Here is a 17,786-nt window from a genome sequence, read left to right as displayed (position 1 = left end):
AATGATGGGCAGGGATTATAGCGCGTTCCCGCTAATATCTAAACTTCCCCGTGACTTCACAGATCCCTGATAGAAAAAGAGCCTAATTATTCACATAAAAGAGCGGTATTAGCATTGAACTCACGGTATCTTATCCCCATCTATCGTCAACAACCCATTGGGCTATAGTGCCGGTTTGCGCCTATACCCAACTACACATATAAGGCGCTCATTATGACTAATCCGTTACTGACACCTTCTGCATTGCCCAAGTTCTCTGCAATCGAACCAAAACATGTCGTGCCTGCTGTGAAAGAGACGTTAGCCAATTACCGTCAAGTCATTGAGAAAATTTTATCCGAAAACGCCGCTTTTACTTGGGATAATCTGTGTCAGCCCATTTCAGAAGAGAAAGATAAACTTTCCCGCATGTGGTCGCCCGTCGGGCACTTGAATGCGGTCAAGAATAGTCCAGAGCTTCGCGAAGCCTATGAGCAAAGCCTGCCTCTGCTCTCCGAATTCGATACCTGGCTGGGGCAGCACAAAGGGTTATATCAAGCTTATAAGTCGCTGAAAGAGAGTCAATCTTTCGAAGCCCTTTCCCAGCCACAGCGCAAGGTGGTTGAAGATACTTTGCGTGATTTTGAATTAAGCGGCATTGGTTTACCAGAAGAGAAACAGCAACGTTACGGTGAAATTACCGCCCGTTTGTCTGAGTTGGGTGCGAAGTTCGGCAATAATGTGCTGGATGCCACAATGGGATGGACTAAGCTGATTACCGATGAGTGCGATCTGGCCGGTCTGCCTGAAAGTGCCAAGGCCGCAGCCAAAGCCGCCGCCGAGGCCAAGGGGCTGGAGGGATGGTTGCTGACGCTGAATATGCCAAGTTATCTGCCCGTCATGACCTATGCCGATGATCGTGAACTGCGCAAGGAAATGTATTACGCCTATACGACCCGCGCTTCCGAGCAAGGACCCGATGCCGGAAAATGGGATAACAGTGACATCATGGCGGAAATACTGGCGTTGCGTCATGAACTCGCCCAATTGCTGGGATTCAAGAGCTATGCTGAAAGTTCCCTCGCGACCAAAATGGCGCAAACACCCCAGCAAGTGCTCGATTTCCTGAATGATCTTGCCAAACGCGCCCATCAACAAGGTCTGGATGAGTTGACAACACTCACCGATTTCGCCAAATCTCACTACGGTGTTGAAGCGCTGGAAGCGTGGGATCTGACTTATTATAGCGAGAAGCAAAAACAGCATGACTTCTCCATTGATGATGAACAACTGCGTCCTTACTTCCCGGAACAACGGGCGCTGGAAGGGCTGTTTGAAGTCGTTCGCCGCATTTATGGTATCACTGCCAAAGAGCGCCATGATGTGGATACATGGCATCCTGATGTACGTTTCTTTGAACTGTACGATGATCAACAGGCATTACGCGGCAGTTTCTATTTGGATCTTTATGCCCGCGAGCATAAACGCGGTGGTGCCTGGATGGACAGCTATGTCGGCAGAATGCGTCACGCCTCTGGCGAGTTGCAAAATCCTGTCGCTTATCTGACTTGTAACTTCAACAAGCCAGTCGGTGATCAACCCGCCCTGTTTACGCACAGCGAAGTGACAACGCTGTTCCATGAGTTTGGGCATGGTCTGCACCATATGCTGACCCAGATTGATGCCTTGGATGTGGCCGGTATCAATGGGGTACCGTGGGATGCGGTAGAGTGTCCAAGCCAGTTTATGGAAAACTGGTGTTGGGAGCCGGAAGCACTGGCGTTTATCTCCGGCCACTATCAGACTGGGGAGCCTCTGCCAAAAGAGATGCTGGATAATATGCTGGCAGCCAAAAACTATCAGGCCGCCATGAAAATTCTGCGTCAGCTTGAGTTTGGCCTGTTCGATTTTCGCCTGCATGCGGAATATGATCCCACTAAGGGAACGCAAGTTCTGGAAACGCTGCAAGCCGTGAAAAAACAGGTTGCGGTTGTGCCAGCGCCAGAGTGGGGACGCTTCCCGCACTCCTTTAGCCATATCTTTAATGGCGGTTATGCAGCAGGTTATTACAGTTATCTATGGGCGGATGTTCTGGCCGCCGATGCCTATTCTCGCTTCTCAGAAGAGGGAATTTTCAATCGCACAACCGGTCAGTCCTTCCTCGACAATATCTTGACCCGTGGCGGCTCAGAAGATCCCATGACACTGTTTGTCCGTTTCCGTGGCCGTGAACCAGAACTGGATGCCATGTTAGAGAGCTACGGCATCGGCGGATAATAACCTGTGAAGATTTGTTTGATTTGTGAAGAAGGCGCTGATCACAGCGCCTTAACGCGCTTGGCTGAACGTTGGAATTTGATCCACGATGAAGCGTCCGTCATGGCACTAGTCTTGACGGCCGAACGGCTGGAATTACACAAGCGCGATGAACCTAAGCTGGGCGGGATTTATGTCGATTTTGTCGGCGGGACGATGGCACATCGCCGCCGTTTTGGTGGTGGTCGTGGTGAAGCCGTCGCGAAAGCCGTCGGCATCAAGAAAGATTATTTACCTGATGTCGTGGATGCCACCGCCGGATTGGGACGTGATGCTTTCGTGCTGGCTTCTGTCGGCTGCCATGTCAGGATGTTGGAGCGCCACCCAGTGGTCGCCGCATTGCTGGATGACGGTCTACAACGTGGCTATCAGGATGCTGAGATTGGTGACTGGCTGCAAGAGCGCCTGACCCTGATCCCTGTCTCAAGCATTACCGCTTTGGCTGATATCACGCCACCGCCGGATGTGGTTTATCTCGACCCGATGTATCCGCATAAACAAAAAAGCGCGCTGGTCAAAAAAGAGATGCGCGTTTTCCAGTCGTTGGTCGGGGCAGATGAGGATGCTGACAGTTTGCTGGCACCTGCCCGCGCGTTGGCGGAACGTCGGGTGGTGGTGAAACGGCCGGATTATGCGGAACCACTGGCAGGCGTTAAAGCGTCTGCCGCCATTATCACCAAAAACCACCGTTTCGATATTTATCCCCGCTGACTGCGTTTTTTATCCAGGGCTACACAATGCCCTGTGATAACATCGCATCCGCGACTTTGACAAAGCCGGCGATATTCGCGCCTTGTACGTAGTTAATTTGTTTCCCTTCTCCGCCATACTCTACGCAAGCCTGATGGATATCGAGCATAATGTGATGCAAGCGAATATCCACTTTTTCCGCTTTCCAGCTCAGACGCGCTGCGTTCTGCGCCATCTCCAGCCCCGACGTTGCCACGCCCCCCGCATTGGCGGCCTTACCGGGTGCAAATAAAACGCCGGCTTTAAGGAAAGCCTCAGTCGCCGCAATCGTCGCCGGCATGTTGGCGCCTTCCGCAACCGCTTTCACCCCATTTTTAATCAACGTGTTCGCCGCGTCTAAATCCAGTTCGTTCTGGGTGGCACAAGGCAGGGCAATATCAACAGGAACAGACCACGGATCTTGCCCTTTAAGGAAAGTCAGCCCACGCTCTTTGGCATACTCTTCCACACGGCCGTAACGCTGATTTTTGATCTCTGCAAGATGGGCCAGTTTCTCCGGCGTAAAACCGTCTTCATCCACTACCGTCCCGCCTGAATCCGATGCCGTAACCACTGTCGCCCCCAGTTCCAGACATTTTTCAATGGAATACTGGGCGACATTTCCCGCGCCAGATACAGAGACCCGCATCCCTTCAAGCCCCATGCCATGACGCTTAAGCATTTCATGGGTGAAATAAACCAACCCATATCCGGTCGCTTCAGGCCGGATCAAACTGCCGCCAAAAGACAACCCTTTGCCCGTAAAAACGCACGCCGTATTGTTGGACAGTTTTTTCATCATGCCCGCCATAAAACCCACTTCACGACCACCTACGCCGATATCGCCGGCAGGCACGTCGGTATCCGGCCCCAAATAGCGGTAAAGTTCGGTCATCAAGGCCTGACAGAATCGCATGATTTCTCCGTGGCTTTTCCCTTTGGGATCGAAATCAGAACCGCCTTTCCCGCCGCCCATCGGCAATGTTGTCAGCGCATTCTTCAAGGTCTGCTCAAAGCCCAAGAATTTCAGGATGGAAAGATTCACCGAAGGGTGAAAACGCATCCCTCCCTTAAATGGCCCAATGGCCGAATTGAATTGCACTCGCCACGCACGATTAACCTGTACTTTCCCTTGGTCATCCACCCAGCAGACGCGGAATTGGATTACCCGTTCCGGCTCCACCAGACGTTCCAATAATCCTTGCTCACAATATTGCGGGTTTTGTTGCAGAAAAGGCCAGAGAGAGGTCAACACTTCTCGTACTGCCTGTAAGTATTCGACTTGATGCTGATTACGGGATTGAACCGAATCGAGAAATGAGACTAAAGATGATGATACATTCATTTTGGGCTTCCTTTTTGTCATTCAGAAGTGATGACCCCCAGCCATTTTCCATATTATTTTGTTGTCGAAAATGTGAGGAAATTACGGTTTGCTTTCTGAATATATCACTATTCCATGCTTAAAATTCAACAACTATTTTTTATAGGTTTTCTCAAAAATAACTTTGACAGTTTCTAAAGCAGTTTCATCCTCTTTTCTGACGCCAAAAAAATCGCCTGCATAAGCAGGCGATTTTACAGAATAAAATATCAACCGAAGATTATTCTTCGTCACGTAAAGGTACAATGAGCATATCAATATGAACGGTGTTAATAAGCTGGCGAGCAGAAGACATCAACTTGCTCCAAAAATCCTGATGATGACCACATACAACCAAATCCATATCGTACTTTTTAATAGCATCGACAAGGACTTGCCCTAAATCACCGCTGCCACTCAACGTTTCCTGAACGGGATAACCTGCACCAGCAGATAATTCTTTCAGGGAATTGCGCGTTTCATCCGCAATACGTTCCTGCATATCGCCAAGGTTTACGTCAATCAGGCCGGTATAAAGATCAGAGTAGTTAACATCAACATGGATCAGGGACACTTTGGCATTGTACGGTTTCGCCATTGACACTGCTTTTTCCACCAAAATCTGACTTTCTGGAGATAAGTCAACCGCAACAAGAATATGTTTATAAGCCATAAGAACTCCTTCCATAACGTCGATTAAATGGATTGGCAACATTAAACGCCATGATTCGATGTTTATACTATAACTGCTCAATGTGCCTTTTGAGTGTTGTTTCGATCACAACTTATTGTTTTGCTTCCCGGCAGGCTATCCATAATAAAGAATAATACGCCCTACGATAATACCCAATGGACACTGTATTTTTACCAAAGATTTAATATAGTTATTACTCAAATAAAAACTTTTCCGCTGGGTTTCTTCTTTACGGTCAACATCAGACGGGCAGCCTAAGCAACTGTTGCTGCCGCGATCAGGAGGGGGAAGTATGTTCAATACCACTGCATTATTTTGGGCAGTTTGCCTTATCTGCATGATTAATATCATTCGCTATTTTTCTTCGCTCCGTGTACTTCTGTCAATTTTACGCGAGTCAGATCCCATGCTGTATCAAGCCGTTGATGGAAATGGTTTTTTTAAAACTCATGGCCAGTTCAATAAACAGATTAGGCTAGTGCGTTATATCAACTCACAAAGTTATATCAACCATCACGATCCTGATGTCGTCTTGCTGTGCGAAAGGATGAGGAAGCAATTTATATTGATGGAAATGCTCTGTGGCGTTGTTCTGCTATGCCTGATAGCGATTGTGATTTAGCGTAAGTTTGCGAGATGAATATAAACCAAAAACCAATGAAAATAAAAAAGGTTGGCTTGCAATAGCGGGCAGCCAACCTTTTTCTAAAACGTCATTAGATCAGTTTCAAGGCGATCCAATACAGTACGCCTGACAATGCAATAGAAATCGGCAACGTCAACACCCACGCCAGCATGATATTTTTGATGGTCTTGCCTTGCACACCACCACCATCAACCAGCATCGTACCGGCTACCGCAGAAGAGAGCACTTGTGTCGTGGAGACGGGCATCCCCGTATAACTGGCAACACCAATAGAAACCGCCGCAGTCACCTGAGCAGAAACGCCTTGGGCATAAGTCATGCCTTTTTTGCCAATCTTCTCACCGATAGTCACAGCAACACGCTTCCAACCCACCATTGTGCCTAAAGACAAGGCAAGCGCCACCGCAATAATGATCCACAAGGGTGCATATTCCACCGTATTCAGCAGATCTTTGCGCAGTTTATTCAGGAAACGCGCATCTTCATGGCTGGTTTCGGGTAACTTAGCCACTGCGTTGGCCGTATCAGTGATACACATCAGCATACGGCGCATGCTGTTGCGTTGATCCGGGTTCAACTCGCTGAAATGATGGATATTCGCCAGCATATTTTCAGTCTTGTTCAGCACCACTAAAGCGCGTGAGTTATCGCAATGGAACGTCATATCAGGCTGCTCTTCAACCGAAGAAGTCGCGGCTGGATACAGCTCAATGGCATGAGCCAATGCCGGGGCATGTTGCCCATAATATTGTTGCAAGTGGACAACGGCATCATGAGTGCGAGCAATGTCATAACTGGTTGAATTCATATTGACAACAAAACCCGCAGGTGCAACGCCAATCAGAACCAGCATAATTAAACCGATACCTTTCTGACCATCGTTCGCGCCGTGGGAAAAACTCACCCCAACAGCCGAAAGGATCAGGGCAGTACGGGTCCAGAATGGCGGTTTACGTTTACCATCCTGTTTTTCACGCTCAACCGGCGTCATGTGGATACGACGACGTTTTTTTGTACCGCTCCAATAGCGACGCAATAAAAACACCATCGCTCCGGCAATCACCAGACCGACAAGAGGAGACAGGATCAAGGACATGAAAATCTGTATCATCTTCGGAATATTCAAGGCATCAACCACCGAGGAACTGGTTACTATCGCATTGGTCAGGCCGATGCCGATAATAGAGCCAATCAACGTATGGGAACTTGATGCAGGAATACCGAAATACCACGTACCTAAATTCCAGATGATCGCCGCCAGCAGCATGGAAAACACCATCGCCAAGCCGTGAGCCGAACTGACATTGAGCAGAAGATCCGTAGGGAGTAGATGCACAATCGCATAAGCGACACTTAATCCACCAAGAAGCACACCCAAAAAATTAAAAACCCCAGCCATAACAACGGCAAGCTGCGAACGCATCGCCCGGGTATAAATAACAGTTGCTACTGCATTTGCGGTATCATGAAACCCATTGATGGCTTCATAGAAAAGCACAAACAACAGAGCAAGCACTAACATAAGGCCGGTATAAAATTCCAGGCCAGTAAACAGATGTAGCATAGACGTTAAGCCAGTTAGTAGGACATGAACGCGCGCATTATCAGTGACAAACGTTAGCGGGAAAAGAGAAATATGACCTTTTTTTGATTTAATGCGGGTTAAATAGCATAAAAAACCTTGCATTTATTAAATATATCAAAGAGTTATTTAATTTTACTCTTTTGATATTTTTTTGATGAAAAATAATTTCTTACCGCAGAAAGTTAAACCAAATGTCTATTTTTCTCTGTAGTTCGTGAACAGAGCCCTCACAATGCAGTGAATTCCTACAATTAACTCGGCCGAAAGAGACAAACGAATGGAAAAATTTGATGTAGTGATTATTGGTGCCGGCGCTGCCGGCTTATTTTGTGCTGCGCAGGCAGGACAAGCCGGATTAAATGTTCTGGTACTGGATAATGGCAAAAAAGCCGGCCGTAAGATTCTGATGTCCGGTGGAGGACGCTGCAATTTTACCAACCTGTATACCGAACCGGCGGCATACCTTTCTGCCAATCCCCATTTTTGTAAGTCAGCACTTGCTCGCTATACCCAGTGGGATTTTATTGATCTGGTCCAACACCATGCCATCCCTTATCACGAAAAAACCTTAGGGCAGCTTTTCTGCGATGACTCTGCGCAACAAATTTTGGATCTGCTGTTGAAAGAGTGCGAAACAGGAAAGGTCACCATTCGGCTACGCAGTGAAGTCACCCATGTCGAGAAGAAAGAGCCGGGTTTTGTTATTACCACAGCCGGGAAAGAAGTAAGTACGCACTCACTTGTTGTCGCCTCCGGGGGTTTATCCATGCCCGGCTTGGGTGCCTCTCCTTTGGGTTACCGCATCGCAGAGCAATTTGCCCTCAATATCCTGCCTACACGCGCGGCACTCGTTCCTTTTACTCTGCATAAACCGCTACTGGAACAACTCCAAACGCTCTCCGGTGTCGCGGTGCCTTCTGTGGTGACCGCAGAAGACGGCACCGTATTCAGGGAAAATGTTCTGTTCACCCACCGCGGCCTTTCCGGTCCGGCTATTTTGCAGATCTCCAGCTATTGGCAGCCCGGTGAATATGTGAGTATTAACTTACTTCCTGATACCGATTTAGACCATTTTCTGGATAAAGAACGGGAATCCCACCCCAACCAGAGTTTAAAAAACACGCTGGCGAAATTACTGCCCAAACGTTTGGTGGAATGTTTGCAATCTCTTGGACAATTACCGGAACTGTCCCTGAAGCAACTGAATCCGGCACAGAAAAAAACCTTGCTCACCACCCTGCAAGGCTGGCAGGTACAACCCAATGGTACGGAAGGCTATCGCACGGCGGAAGTCACGCTTGGCGGGGTGGATACCCATGAGTTGTCATCAAAAACCATGGAAGCCCATAAGGTGAAAGGGCTGTACTTTATTGGCGAAGTGGTTGATGTCACCGGCTGGCTGGGGGGATATAACTTCCAATGGGCATGGAGCTCGGCATGGGCTTGTGCGCAGGCTTTGGTATCCGGGAACCGAGAATAAAATAGCCGCTTGTTCACTTTGGCAGATGGCGTTGGTTGGCGACTAACACCATCTGTGTGTACGCTGAGAAGAAGACAGATACAGCATCGGTTAATTTTGAGGCTGTATAACAGGCTTCTCATTAAGCAAACGGTTTAACCCATTGATGACCCCTTCTCGGGTTTCATTTTTCCTGATTGCCGCATAGACATCAATATTCAGGGATTGAGCCACATCATCCACTAATTCCCGGTAACAAAGCCCTTCTTGATTAAAGGTACACATGGAACGGGGCATAAGGGCCATGCCTTTTCCTTTTGCAATAGAGGAAAGCATCACCAGAGAATCATCGGGTTCCTTGCGCCTTTTCAATAAGAAAGGCAAGCGCTGAAAATATTTTTCACATTTGTCATAAAAAACAGGATTTGCATTCCTTGAAAACCAAAAGAGCGGAAGATCTGCAACATAGGTAAGCGAAATTTTTTCCTTCAGGCTGCTGGGGTGAGATGATGGAATGGCAAGTAAAAGTGGTTCCCGATAAAGCCAGTGAAATTTAAAATCATGCTCACTATGCAGGCTCTGCTCTCCCGTAATCACAATATCCATTTGTCCTTTCGAAAGAAAATTCAAAAGTTGACTGGAAGTCAAGTGCTGCGTATCAATGTCGTCTCCAAACATGAGTGTTTTTATCTTATGCCCAAGTTCGGGTATGTTGTCGAAATTCAGTGTTCGGGTCAGGCCAATCCGTAAACGCGTTTTATCGTTTTTAATTTCACGCATAAACAACGTAAATTCATTGATAAGGTAGGTTGCTTTTTCAACAAGTATCAGGCCCGTCTCTGTCAGGTGAACCTCATGAGTATTACGGGCAAAAAGTTCACACCCAAGCGTTTCCTCAAGGCATTTTATATGTCGAGTCAGGGGAGGCTGTGTCATGCGTAACCGCTCTGCGGCCCTTCTAAAATTAAGCTCCTGAGCAACGGCTAAAAAACATTGTAACTGTTTTATGCTGGGTAGCTTATTGTTAATGCTGTCCACAGATTCTCCATTCATTGAGTGACCTATTGGGTGACCAGTACATGGTCATCTTACTTTGTCACCTTATCTCACTCCAATTTTTTTGGCGGGTTATTGGTTTCTATCATTTTGAAACGCGATTTAACCCAGCAAGCGAAAAATGCCTTGATATAAAAAATGAATCACAAAATTAACAATTCTCATGAATTTTTATAATGCTAATTTTATACGCGGAATTCATAACCATTGCGTATTTAATATCTCTGCAAAATAAGTGATGGGATAATATTTAATACTTATTAAAGGTCGTAATTTATGGCTTCAGAAATTAAAAGTCCTGAAATGACATTCAGGACATGGTTAGCTTTATTTATTCTCTCTATCGCAACATTTACTATTGTGACAACGGAATTGGCTCCGGTCGGTCTGCTAACCCCTATTGCAGCAGGGCTTTCCACGTCAGAATCCAGTATTGGCATGACAGCCTCACTTTACGCCTGGGTGGGTGCACTCAGTGCACTTTTTGCCTCTGTATTTCTGGGGCATTTACCCAAAAAGAGACTGTTGTTAACGCTAACCGTCATTCTATTCGTATCCAATGTCTTGTCTGCAACGGTTGATTCATTTGAAATATTACTGGTTGCCCGCGTCGTTGGTGCTCTGGCACACGGTGCTTTTTGGGCGATGATCGGCGCTATGGCCGTGGCAATGGTGCCACCAAAATATTTGGGTGCGGCGACGTCGATTGTCTTTGGTGGGGTATCCGCCGCCAGCGTATTTGGCGTTCCGCTGTCTAACTATATAGGATTGAATTTTGGTTGGCGTCAGGCATTCTGGTTAATGGCTGTGCTCAGTGTGAGTGCATTTATGGGTATTATGCTGATTGTCCCTAAGATCACCGCCAAAAGCACGATGGGTATTAACGCCTTAAAAAGCGTACTGGGTTCAGCCACACTGTGGAAAATCTATTCCGCCACACTATTTGCGATTTCCGCACATTTTGCCGCTTTTACTTTTATCGAACCTTGGCTTCATTCACAACCCACACTGTCTAAAAATTTCATTCCTGCAACCCTATTCATTTATGGGATTGCAGGTCTGTCAGGTAATTTCCTCACGGGGATAATTATTGATAAATATTTAAAAGCGACGGTCGTCCTGTCGGCTTTACTTATCGGGATTGTGCTTTTGCTGTTAGGTAATAATCCAGAGTCACTATCACGCGTTAATATCCTGATTGCTCTGGTTGTGTGGGGAGTTTCCATCTCAGGTGTCTTCGTTGGTTTTCAAACATGGGTTCTCCGTTTAGCGGGTGATGAAGCTTTTCCGGCATCGGCTGTTTACGTTTCATTTTTTAACGGAGCAATCGGCATTGGTGCTTCAGTGGGAGCCTGGATAGGCTCAGCATTATCACTTCAGGCGTTATTTGTGATAGCGGGAATAACAATTGCGTTGTCCATACTTTTCGTCACGATAATTCCCTCAAATAAACCAACTGAAAGCAGGCTTCATCGATAAAGTGACAAATCGCCCGGAATTCCGGGCGGGATTAAACTGATATCAAGTCAGCATTAAATAAACCTTTTTTCTCAGCCCATCCGCTTACCAAAAGAAAATTAAACCCATCATCATGTAGTGATAAATAATGACAGTAATACATTAAATAATGATTGTGTTAAAGACAAGAACCGGACGAAATATTAGAAAAACCGTTTGAATGTTCGCATTTGATTTGGAATAATGCGCCCCGCAAACGCAGGACTGACATTAACTATAAAAAGACAAACAAAACCTATTATTATCCATAAAATCACAGTTTTTCCACAAAATAGGCTAATACACTGTCAGAATCCAACACATCATATTCCAACATCGCTCAAAGATTAAATAAAAACAGAGGCGTTAATTCATATGCCAAATAATGAATATCGCCTATTAAAAATTATTACTTTCAATCAAATAACAACAAACAATTAATTCTTTAATTAATCATATCTTGTCGTTGTTACTGAAAAATGAGTACTGATATGCAAAACTTACCTCACGTCGAAGCACTGTGTGCTATCGCACATCCTTACCATGCTTGTACCGAATATGATGCCTTATTTAATCACGCCATGCGTGAATTGACGCTATACCATTGTGAACAGACGCCGGGTTATAAGCAATGGCTGGCCGATCAGGGTCTGGATAAACAGGCACTCACCATGCTGGATGATTGGTCAAAACTGCCTTTGCTGTTTGCCAATTATTTCAAACGTAATCTGATCCTCAGTGAAAGTGCACAAAATGCGCTGGAGCTGACTTCTTCCGGAACCACCGGCCAGAAGAGCCGTATGCGCTATGATGCTGCAAGCATCGCGGCAGCCCAGCATATGGTGGACTGTATTTTTGACTATTATGGCTGGAATACCCCGGATCAACCGTGTAATTACCTGCTACTTAGCTATGAACCCGCTGGCGCTGTCACGCTGGGTACGGCCTACACCGATCAGTTCCTGTGCAAATATGCGCCGGTCAATCGGGCCTACTATGCCTTGCGTCATAATGGGCAAGGTAATGAATTTGATCCCTTCGGGACGATTACGGCACTCCAGCAATTTGCTCAGGAAGGGTTACCGGTGCGTATTTTCGGTTTCCCGGCCTTTTTGTGGTTTACCCTGCAAAGAATGGAGCAAATGGGGCTGCCGGCATTGAAATTACACCCTGATTCGCTGGTTTTCCTCGGCGGAGGCTGGAAAACACATGCCGATAAATCCATTCCGAAAAAAGCGCTGTATCAACGGTTGACTGAACAACTGGGTATTCCTGATATTCGATGTCGTGATGGCTATGGTTCCGTTGAACATCCGGTTCCTTATGTTGAATGTTCCCACCATAATTTCCACGTTCCCGTCTATGCCAAAGCCTATGTGCGCCATACCGCCAACCTGACCTGCCAACCTTATGGTGAACCCGGTTTCCTGCATCTTATCTCACCTTATATCACTTCCTGCCCTGCCCACAGCATTGTGACCAGCGATCTGGCCGTACTGCATTCCGGTCAAAGCTGTGGTTGCGAACTCGACACCGATTGGTTTGAACTGCTTGGTCGGGCCGGTACGAGTAAAAACCGTAGTTGTGCGATTGCCGCTTCAGAATTGATTAAGAGAGCTTGATATGTCTTCCGTAAATACTGTTTCCATAAAAACTGTTTCTACAAAAACAACGAATAACCCGATTTCCTCAGAACAGTTGACTGAACAAAAAATCGCGAAATTACGTGAGCGATTACCTGAGTTGCTGGCTCGCCCCCATACTTCTGAACAAGTCCTTGATTGTGCACAACGCTTTGCGGAATATCTTACCAATCTGAGTGAGCACCCTCTGTTTGATCGCCAAATCCGGCAGGAACTTATCGCGTTTTGCCAACGTGAAGCGCTGGCGGCCAAACTGGAACGGGAACTTGGGCAAAACCCGTTTTCGCTACGTCGATTCGATTATAATCAGAATCGCTATGAGACTTGGAAGCCATTGGGATTGGTCGTCCATATTACCCCCTCCAACGCGAAGCTCCTGCCCTTTATGGCAGTGCTTGAAAGTTTGCTGGTGGGCAATATTAACTGGTTACGCCCAAGCAGCAGCGATAACGGGTTTAGTACGCGACTCTGGTCAGAATTTTTATCCCATGATATTTCAGGGGATTTGGCTGATCGGGTTGCCGTATTGCCGTTACCCGTCACACAACTGGCAGAATTATTCAGTCAGGCCGATGCAGTTTCTGCCTGGGGCAGCGACGCTTCCCTCGCGTCTATACGTGCTCAACTGCCCGCCGGTTGCCGCTGGATAGATTGGGGACACCGCATCAGCATGGCCTGGCTAAGCCCTGAATCGGCCGATGATGCCCAATTGGATGCCTTGGCTGATGATGTCTGTTGTTATGACCAACAAGCCTGTTCCAGCCCACAGTGTTTACTGGTGGATAGCGATGATCCGCAAGTGTTACAACATATCGGGCAACGCATGGCTGCCGCCCTGCAACGCCGCGCCGGATTACATCCTGCCCTGCAACCGGATATTCAGGAAGCCGCAGAAATTACCACCCAAACTGCTTTCCAGCGACTTGATTTCGCTTTTGCGCGAATACAGGGTGAAAAAGTACGCGGTGAAATTTGGCAGGCCGATGGATGGCGGGTGATATGGCGACACGAAGAGGAATTAGCGGCGTCGCCTTTGTTCCGCACATTGCAGATACGCCCGGCTCCGCGTCAGCGCCTGTGCGCTATTTTGCAGCCTTGGCGTAACCATCTGCAAAGCTGTGCGTTGATGACCCGTCAGGCACATATCAGCGAAATGAGCCATATCCTGTTTGCGGCGGGCATCAGTCGTATCACCCCGGCGGGTCAGATGCACGACGGTTATAGTGGTGAGCCTCACGATGGGGTCTACGCACTGGCACGCCTGACCAAACGAGTCTCGGTCAGCCTTGCGCCGGATTTAATGGCGGGTTGCGCCCATCTTGATGTTCCTCCTGCGCGTCCAGACGGGTTAGCCAATCTTCCTGTGATGGATAAAACCGATTTTCAAGCGCTGATTCCCAATGATAAAGCCCGTCTGTTTTTCCGCAGTGGTGGCAGCAGTGGCATACCGAAACTGGCCGCTTTTAGCTACCGTGATTACCACAGGCAGATGCAGGCCGCCGCCGATGGCGTGTTTGCCTCCAGGCTTGAACCTGCAACCGATCGCGTCATGAATCTGTTATATGGCGGGAAACTGTACGGCGGCATGATGAGCTTCTTCACCATTCTGGATAAATTGGGTGTGACGCAATATCCCATGGGCGGGCCGACTGACAATGATTTTAGTGAAATCGCTGATTTTATCGTGCAACAACGCATTAATACGCTGGTCGGCATGCCAAGCACGTTGCACCGGTTATTTTTGAATGAAGGAACTAAATTACGTCAATATGGCGGCATTCGTAAGCTATTTTTGGGTGGCGAACACCTCAATCTCAACCAACGGGATTTTCTGACGGGTTTTGGTGTCACCCTGATACGTTCAACCATTTACGGTTCCGTCGATGCCGGACCTGTCGGCCATGCGTGCGCCGCCAGCGAAGACGGGGTTTTTCATTTAATGGCGGATACCCAATGGCTGGAAATTCTCAATCCAGAGAATGATCAGCCCGTGGCAGAGGGCGAAACCGGGCGTCTGGTATTTACTTCCCTCCACCGTGAAGCACAACCCATCCAACGCTACGATTTAGGCGATCTCGGCTGCTGGGTCAATCAACCTTGTTCTTGTGGCCTGACTTCACCGCTTTTCCGGCTGAAAGGGCGTCATGGTTCCCTGCTACGCATAGGCAGTATCTTTTTCAATCTTGCTGATTTATCTGAGCAACTGGCACTGCCCGTGCAATGGATCATCGATCATAACCGTGAGGGTATCGATAGCATTCAATTACTGGTTGATCATGCCGAACCGCTCACTGTGCGCCAGAACTTATTGCAAGATCCCAAAATTATGGAAGTGGTTAGCGGACATCTGCTGAATTTAGACGTGATTTCCACCTCAGCCACTGAGTTTCGCCGCAATGAACATAGCGGGAAAACGCCCTTGTTCATCGACTTGCGTCAATATTAATTGAGTAAAATTAAGATGATGACCAGAACGACATTGATTGATTTGCTCCATCATGCACGCGAGCATTCTGCTTATTACCGGGAACGCTATAAATCCATTCCCGATAATGGGACGCTGAAAGATTTGCCCCTCGTGGAACCCAGTCATTACTGGGCACATTCAAACGACCTGCAAACCTGGCCGGTGCTGACTGCACCGCTGGAAGGCGGCCATGTGTTTAAAACAGGTGGCTCCACCAGTGATGGGCGGTTATCCGTTTTCAGCCAACCGGAGTGGCAAGCCTTTATTGCTGCCTTTGGCCAAGGTATTGCCCGCCAATTAAAGCACGGGGATCGGGTGGCTAACCTGTTTTTTTCCGGCGATCTTTATACCAGTTTTCTATTCATCCACGGTGCATTATCGAATTCACCGCTCCCCATCATAGAATTTCCTTTCACCAGCAAGGTCGAGGATGAATTGCTGATTCACAATATCCGCCTGCATAACATCAATGTGCTGGCGGGTGTACCGGTGCAATTAATCCGTCTGGCGCACTCTCTGCAAGAGAGGGGGCAAACACTGCCGATGGTGGAGACCATTCTTTACGGCGGGGAAAGCCTGTTTGATGCGCAGATCGCTGTCATACGGCAAGTTTTTCCGCAGGCTCGTTTAGGCTCAATCGGGTGTGCCAGTGTCGACGCTGGTTTGATCGGCTTTGCTGATCCCGAATGCCAACAGGGGGAACACCGCGTATTTAGTGATGACACGATTGTTGAGATCGTCGATGAAATCACTCATCAGCCCATTACGGTGCCGGGGAAGAATGGCCTGCTGGTTATCACTAACCTGCAACGCCGCCTGATGCCGGTGATCCGCTATCCTACCGGTGATCTGGCCTGCTGGTGCGAACCTGAACAGCCAAGCCGTAAATTCGCCCTGCAAGGACGCGCTAATCAGGGCTACCGTGTACGATTTGGCACGCTGTCATTATTCCCTGACGACTTAGCCACACAGCTATCCCAGCAGACGGAACTTTTGGCCTGGCAATTGGAGTTAAGCCAGAAGACGGGGCACGATCAGATCCGGTTGTTGGTGGCAAGCCTGCAAACGGTAGATATTGACAAAATACGCCATCGGGTCATGACCGCCTTCCCCAATCTGGCAGAAGCGTGCCGGCACCAAAACATGCTGGAGATCGTGCAAACCCATATTGATGATATGTATACGCACCCACGATCAGGCAAATTGCAGCGAGTTGTGGACCTGCGTCGTTATAACTAGGGTTGAAATCAATGACTATCTTCCAATCCGCGATTCAGATCCGCAGCTACCAGTCAGGCGATGATAAAAAAATCAGCCAGTTATTCCGCGAGGTTTACGGCGATGCCTATGTCTATCCTGACATCTATCTGCCAAGACTCATCAATGGCTACCAAATATCAGGGCAATGGCACTCGGCCCTGGCTTTCCATCAGGGGCGGCTTATCGGTCATGCTGCTCTGGTTAAAGATACGGTGCAGGGAAATCAGGCAGAGCTGGCACTGATTGCGGTATATCCCGATTTTCAAGGTTATGGCGTGGCGAAGTCTCTGGGCAGTTATTTATGCGGTTATGCGAAAGAGCAAGGTTATAATTTATTGACGATAAAACAGGTCTGTTCACACCCCAAGAGCCAGTACATCGCCCGAAATTTAGGTTTCTATTCTACGGCACTGATGCTGGATTATGTCGATTCACCCTTTGGCTTACCCAAACCTGAAAGTATTGTTCAGGGTATCTTGCCGCTTAAATCCTTGCCACTGCCTAAGCTGAACTGGCCCCGGCCCTGGCAAAATTGGGTCTCCCGGATTAGCCAATATGTGGGTGAAGCCCCACAAAATGCCCAATCCGCGTATCAGCGCGCCATGATCCCTGAACCCTTTGCCATTAAAAAATCCGGCCGGCGTTTGGAGATCACCCTATACGAGGTTCATTCTGACTTTTTATCGGAGGTCATCGATTTTCCTGCCGGGCAGTTAATCTATTTGAAACTACCTGCCTGTGAAGAGGCGCTGGGGTTGTGCCCGTTGCTGAAAAAAGGCGGATTCCGCTTCGCCGGACTTTGCCCAGACACCCATGATGGATGGTTTTTGCTGTGGCTACGCGGCTACCAGTTAACGCCCTATCAATTTCACGACACGGGTACTCAACATCTCTATCAAATGGAATTGGGGGGTGAGCTGATAACATAACTGCACTTTACAAAATTGGTTAAAAAAACACTTTACAAATGATACTGAGAACGATTATCATTCTTATCACTTTCAGTGCACCACCTTCAGGGTCCATGTGAAAGTACGACATTGCTCACATTGCTTCCAGTGTTTACTTTTATAGGCCAACTTTTATGTTGGC

The 17,786-nt window shown here is 47.8% G+C and carries 13 protein-coding genes; 9 read left to right on the top strand and 4 right to left on the bottom strand.

Annotated features, from left to right (window positions below; genetic code table 11):
- The first annotated feature begins 213 nt into the window (after positions 1–213).
- Together prlC and rsmJ are read left to right on the top strand one after the other, a co-directional pair.
- Positions 214–2,256, top strand: coding sequence for an oligopeptidase A (prlC, locus tag XDD1_RS00520; protein WP_045967809.1), 2,043 nt, complete (start codon positions 214–216; stop codon positions 2,254–2,256).
- A gap of 6 nt (positions 2,257–2,262) precedes the next feature.
- Complete coding sequence (rsmJ, locus tag XDD1_RS00515) at positions 2,263–3,006, top strand: 16S rRNA (guanine(1516)-N(2))-methyltransferase RsmJ (RefSeq protein WP_045967807.1); 744 nt, start codon at positions 2,263–2,265, stop codon at positions 3,004–3,006.
- Between the two features lie 19 nt (positions 3,007–3,025).
- Here rsmJ and gdhA read toward each other — a convergent pair whose 3' ends face one another.
- Both gdhA and uspA read right to left on the bottom strand, forming a co-directional pair.
- Complete coding sequence (gene gdhA, locus XDD1_RS00510; RefSeq protein WP_045967805.1) at positions 3,026–4,369, bottom strand: NADP-specific glutamate dehydrogenase; 1,344 nt, start codon at positions 4,367–4,369, stop codon at positions 3,026–3,028.
- Positions 4,370–4,628: 259 nt separating this feature from the next.
- The gene (gene uspA / locus XDD1_RS00505) at positions 4,629–5,060 is read right to left on the bottom strand and encodes a universal stress protein UspA (protein ID WP_045967803.1); all 432 of its coding nucleotides are present in this window, start codon (positions 5,058–5,060) and stop codon (positions 4,629–4,631) included.
- A gap of 313 nt (positions 5,061–5,373) precedes the next feature.
- Between uspA and uspB the strand changes: the two genes are divergently transcribed.
- Positions 5,374–5,703 carry a universal stress protein UspB gene (gene uspB, locus XDD1_RS00500; protein ID WP_045967801.1) on the top strand — a complete coding sequence of 110 codons (330 nt, stop codon included), beginning with the start codon at positions 5,374–5,376 and terminating at the stop codon, positions 5,701–5,703.
- Between the two features lie 94 nt (positions 5,704–5,797).
- Here uspB and pitA read toward each other — a convergent pair whose 3' ends face one another.
- Entirely contained in the window at positions 5,798–7,291 is a 1,494-nt protein-coding gene (gene pitA, locus XDD1_RS00495; RefSeq protein ID WP_045973260.1) for an inorganic phosphate transporter PitA, read from the bottom strand.
- A 298-nt stretch (positions 7,292–7,589) separates the two neighbouring features.
- On the opposite strand from pitA, the gene XDD1_RS00490 reads away from it, so the two are divergent.
- Positions 7,590–8,792, top strand: coding sequence for a BaiN/RdsA family NAD(P)/FAD-dependent oxidoreductase (locus tag XDD1_RS00490; protein ID WP_045967799.1), 1,203 nt, complete (start codon positions 7,590–7,592; stop codon positions 8,790–8,792).
- Positions 8,793–8,882: 90 nt separating this feature from the next.
- On the opposite strand, the gene XDD1_RS00485 is transcribed toward XDD1_RS00490, so the two are convergent.
- Complete coding sequence (locus tag XDD1_RS00485) at positions 8,883–9,824, bottom strand: LysR family transcriptional regulator (protein ID WP_045967797.1); 942 nt, start codon at positions 9,822–9,824, stop codon at positions 8,883–8,885.
- A gap of 279 nt (positions 9,825–10,103) precedes the next feature.
- Between XDD1_RS00485 and XDD1_RS00480 the strand changes: the two genes are divergently transcribed.
- The 5 genes from XDD1_RS00480 (at position 10,104) to XDD1_RS00460 (ending at position 17,623) form a co-directional block, all read left to right on the top strand.
- On the top strand, positions 10,104–11,306 hold the full coding sequence (locus XDD1_RS00480) for an MFS transporter (RefSeq protein ID WP_045967796.1): 1,203 nt from the start codon (positions 10,104–10,106) through the stop codon (positions 11,304–11,306).
- A gap of 509 nt (positions 11,307–11,815) precedes the next feature.
- The gene (locus XDD1_RS00475) at positions 11,816–12,946 is read left to right on the top strand and encodes a LuxE/PaaK family acyltransferase (protein ID WP_045967793.1); all 1,131 of its coding nucleotides are present in this window, start codon (positions 11,816–11,818) and stop codon (positions 12,944–12,946) included.
- 1 nt (position 12,947) lies between these two features.
- Positions 12,948–15,413: an acyl-CoA reductase gene (locus XDD1_RS00470; protein WP_045967791.1), complete on the top strand. Its 2,466-nt coding sequence runs from the start codon at positions 12,948–12,950 to the stop codon at positions 15,411–15,413.
- Positions 15,414–15,428: 15 nt separating this feature from the next.
- Positions 15,429–16,673: a phenylacetate--CoA ligase family protein gene (locus XDD1_RS00465; protein WP_045967789.1), complete on the top strand. Its 1,245-nt coding sequence runs from the start codon at positions 15,429–15,431 to the stop codon at positions 16,671–16,673.
- 11 nt (positions 16,674–16,684) lie between these two features.
- Entirely contained in the window at positions 16,685–17,623 is a 939-nt protein-coding gene (locus XDD1_RS00460) for a GNAT family N-acetyltransferase (protein WP_045967787.1), read from the top strand.
- Positions 17,624–17,786 lie beyond the last annotated feature (163 nt).

The sequence above is a fragment of the Xenorhabdus doucetiae genome (assembly GCF_000968195.1).
GTDB lineage: Bacteria > Pseudomonadota > Gammaproteobacteria > Enterobacterales > Enterobacteriaceae > Xenorhabdus > Xenorhabdus doucetiae.
Note: the sequence above shows the minus strand (reverse complement) of the source record. Positions and strands in the feature narration are given on the sequence as shown.

Bases quoted from the DNA above. Each gene is read 5' to 3' on its own strand.
- prlC (WP_045967809.1), top strand. From the start codon at position 214: ATGACTAATCCGTTACTGACACCTTCTGCATTGCCCAAGTTCTCTGCA.
- gdhA (WP_045967805.1), bottom strand. From the start codon at position 4,369: ATGAATGTATCATCATCTTTAGTCTCATTTCTCGATTCGGTTCAATCC.
- uspA (WP_045967803.1), bottom strand. From the start codon at position 5,060: ATGGCTTATAAACATATTCTTGTTGCGGTTGACTTATCTCCAGAAAGT.
- uspB (WP_045967801.1), top strand. From the start codon at position 5,374: ATGTTCAATACCACTGCATTATTTTGGGCAGTTTGCCTTATCTGCATG.
- pitA (WP_045973260.1), bottom strand. From the start codon at position 7,291: ATGCTACATCTGTTTACTGGCCTGGAATTTTATACCGGCCTTATGTTA.
- XDD1_RS00490 (WP_045967799.1), top strand. From the start codon at position 7,590: ATGGAAAAATTTGATGTAGTGATTATTGGTGCCGGCGCTGCCGGCTTA.
- XDD1_RS00485 (WP_045967797.1), bottom strand. From the start codon at position 9,824: ATGAATGGAGAATCTGTGGACAGCATTAACAATAAGCTACCCAGCATA.
- XDD1_RS00480 (WP_045967796.1), top strand. From the start codon at position 10,104: ATGGCTTCAGAAATTAAAAGTCCTGAAATGACATTCAGGACATGGTTA.
- XDD1_RS00475 (WP_045967793.1), top strand. From the start codon at position 11,816: ATGCAAAACTTACCTCACGTCGAAGCACTGTGTGCTATCGCACATCCT.
- XDD1_RS00470 (WP_045967791.1), top strand. From the start codon at position 12,948: ATGTCTTCCGTAAATACTGTTTCCATAAAAACTGTTTCTACAAAAACA.
- XDD1_RS00465 (WP_045967789.1), top strand. From the start codon at position 15,429: ATGATGACCAGAACGACATTGATTGATTTGCTCCATCATGCACGCGAG.
- XDD1_RS00460 (WP_045967787.1), top strand. From the start codon at position 16,685: ATGACTATCTTCCAATCCGCGATTCAGATCCGCAGCTACCAGTCAGGC.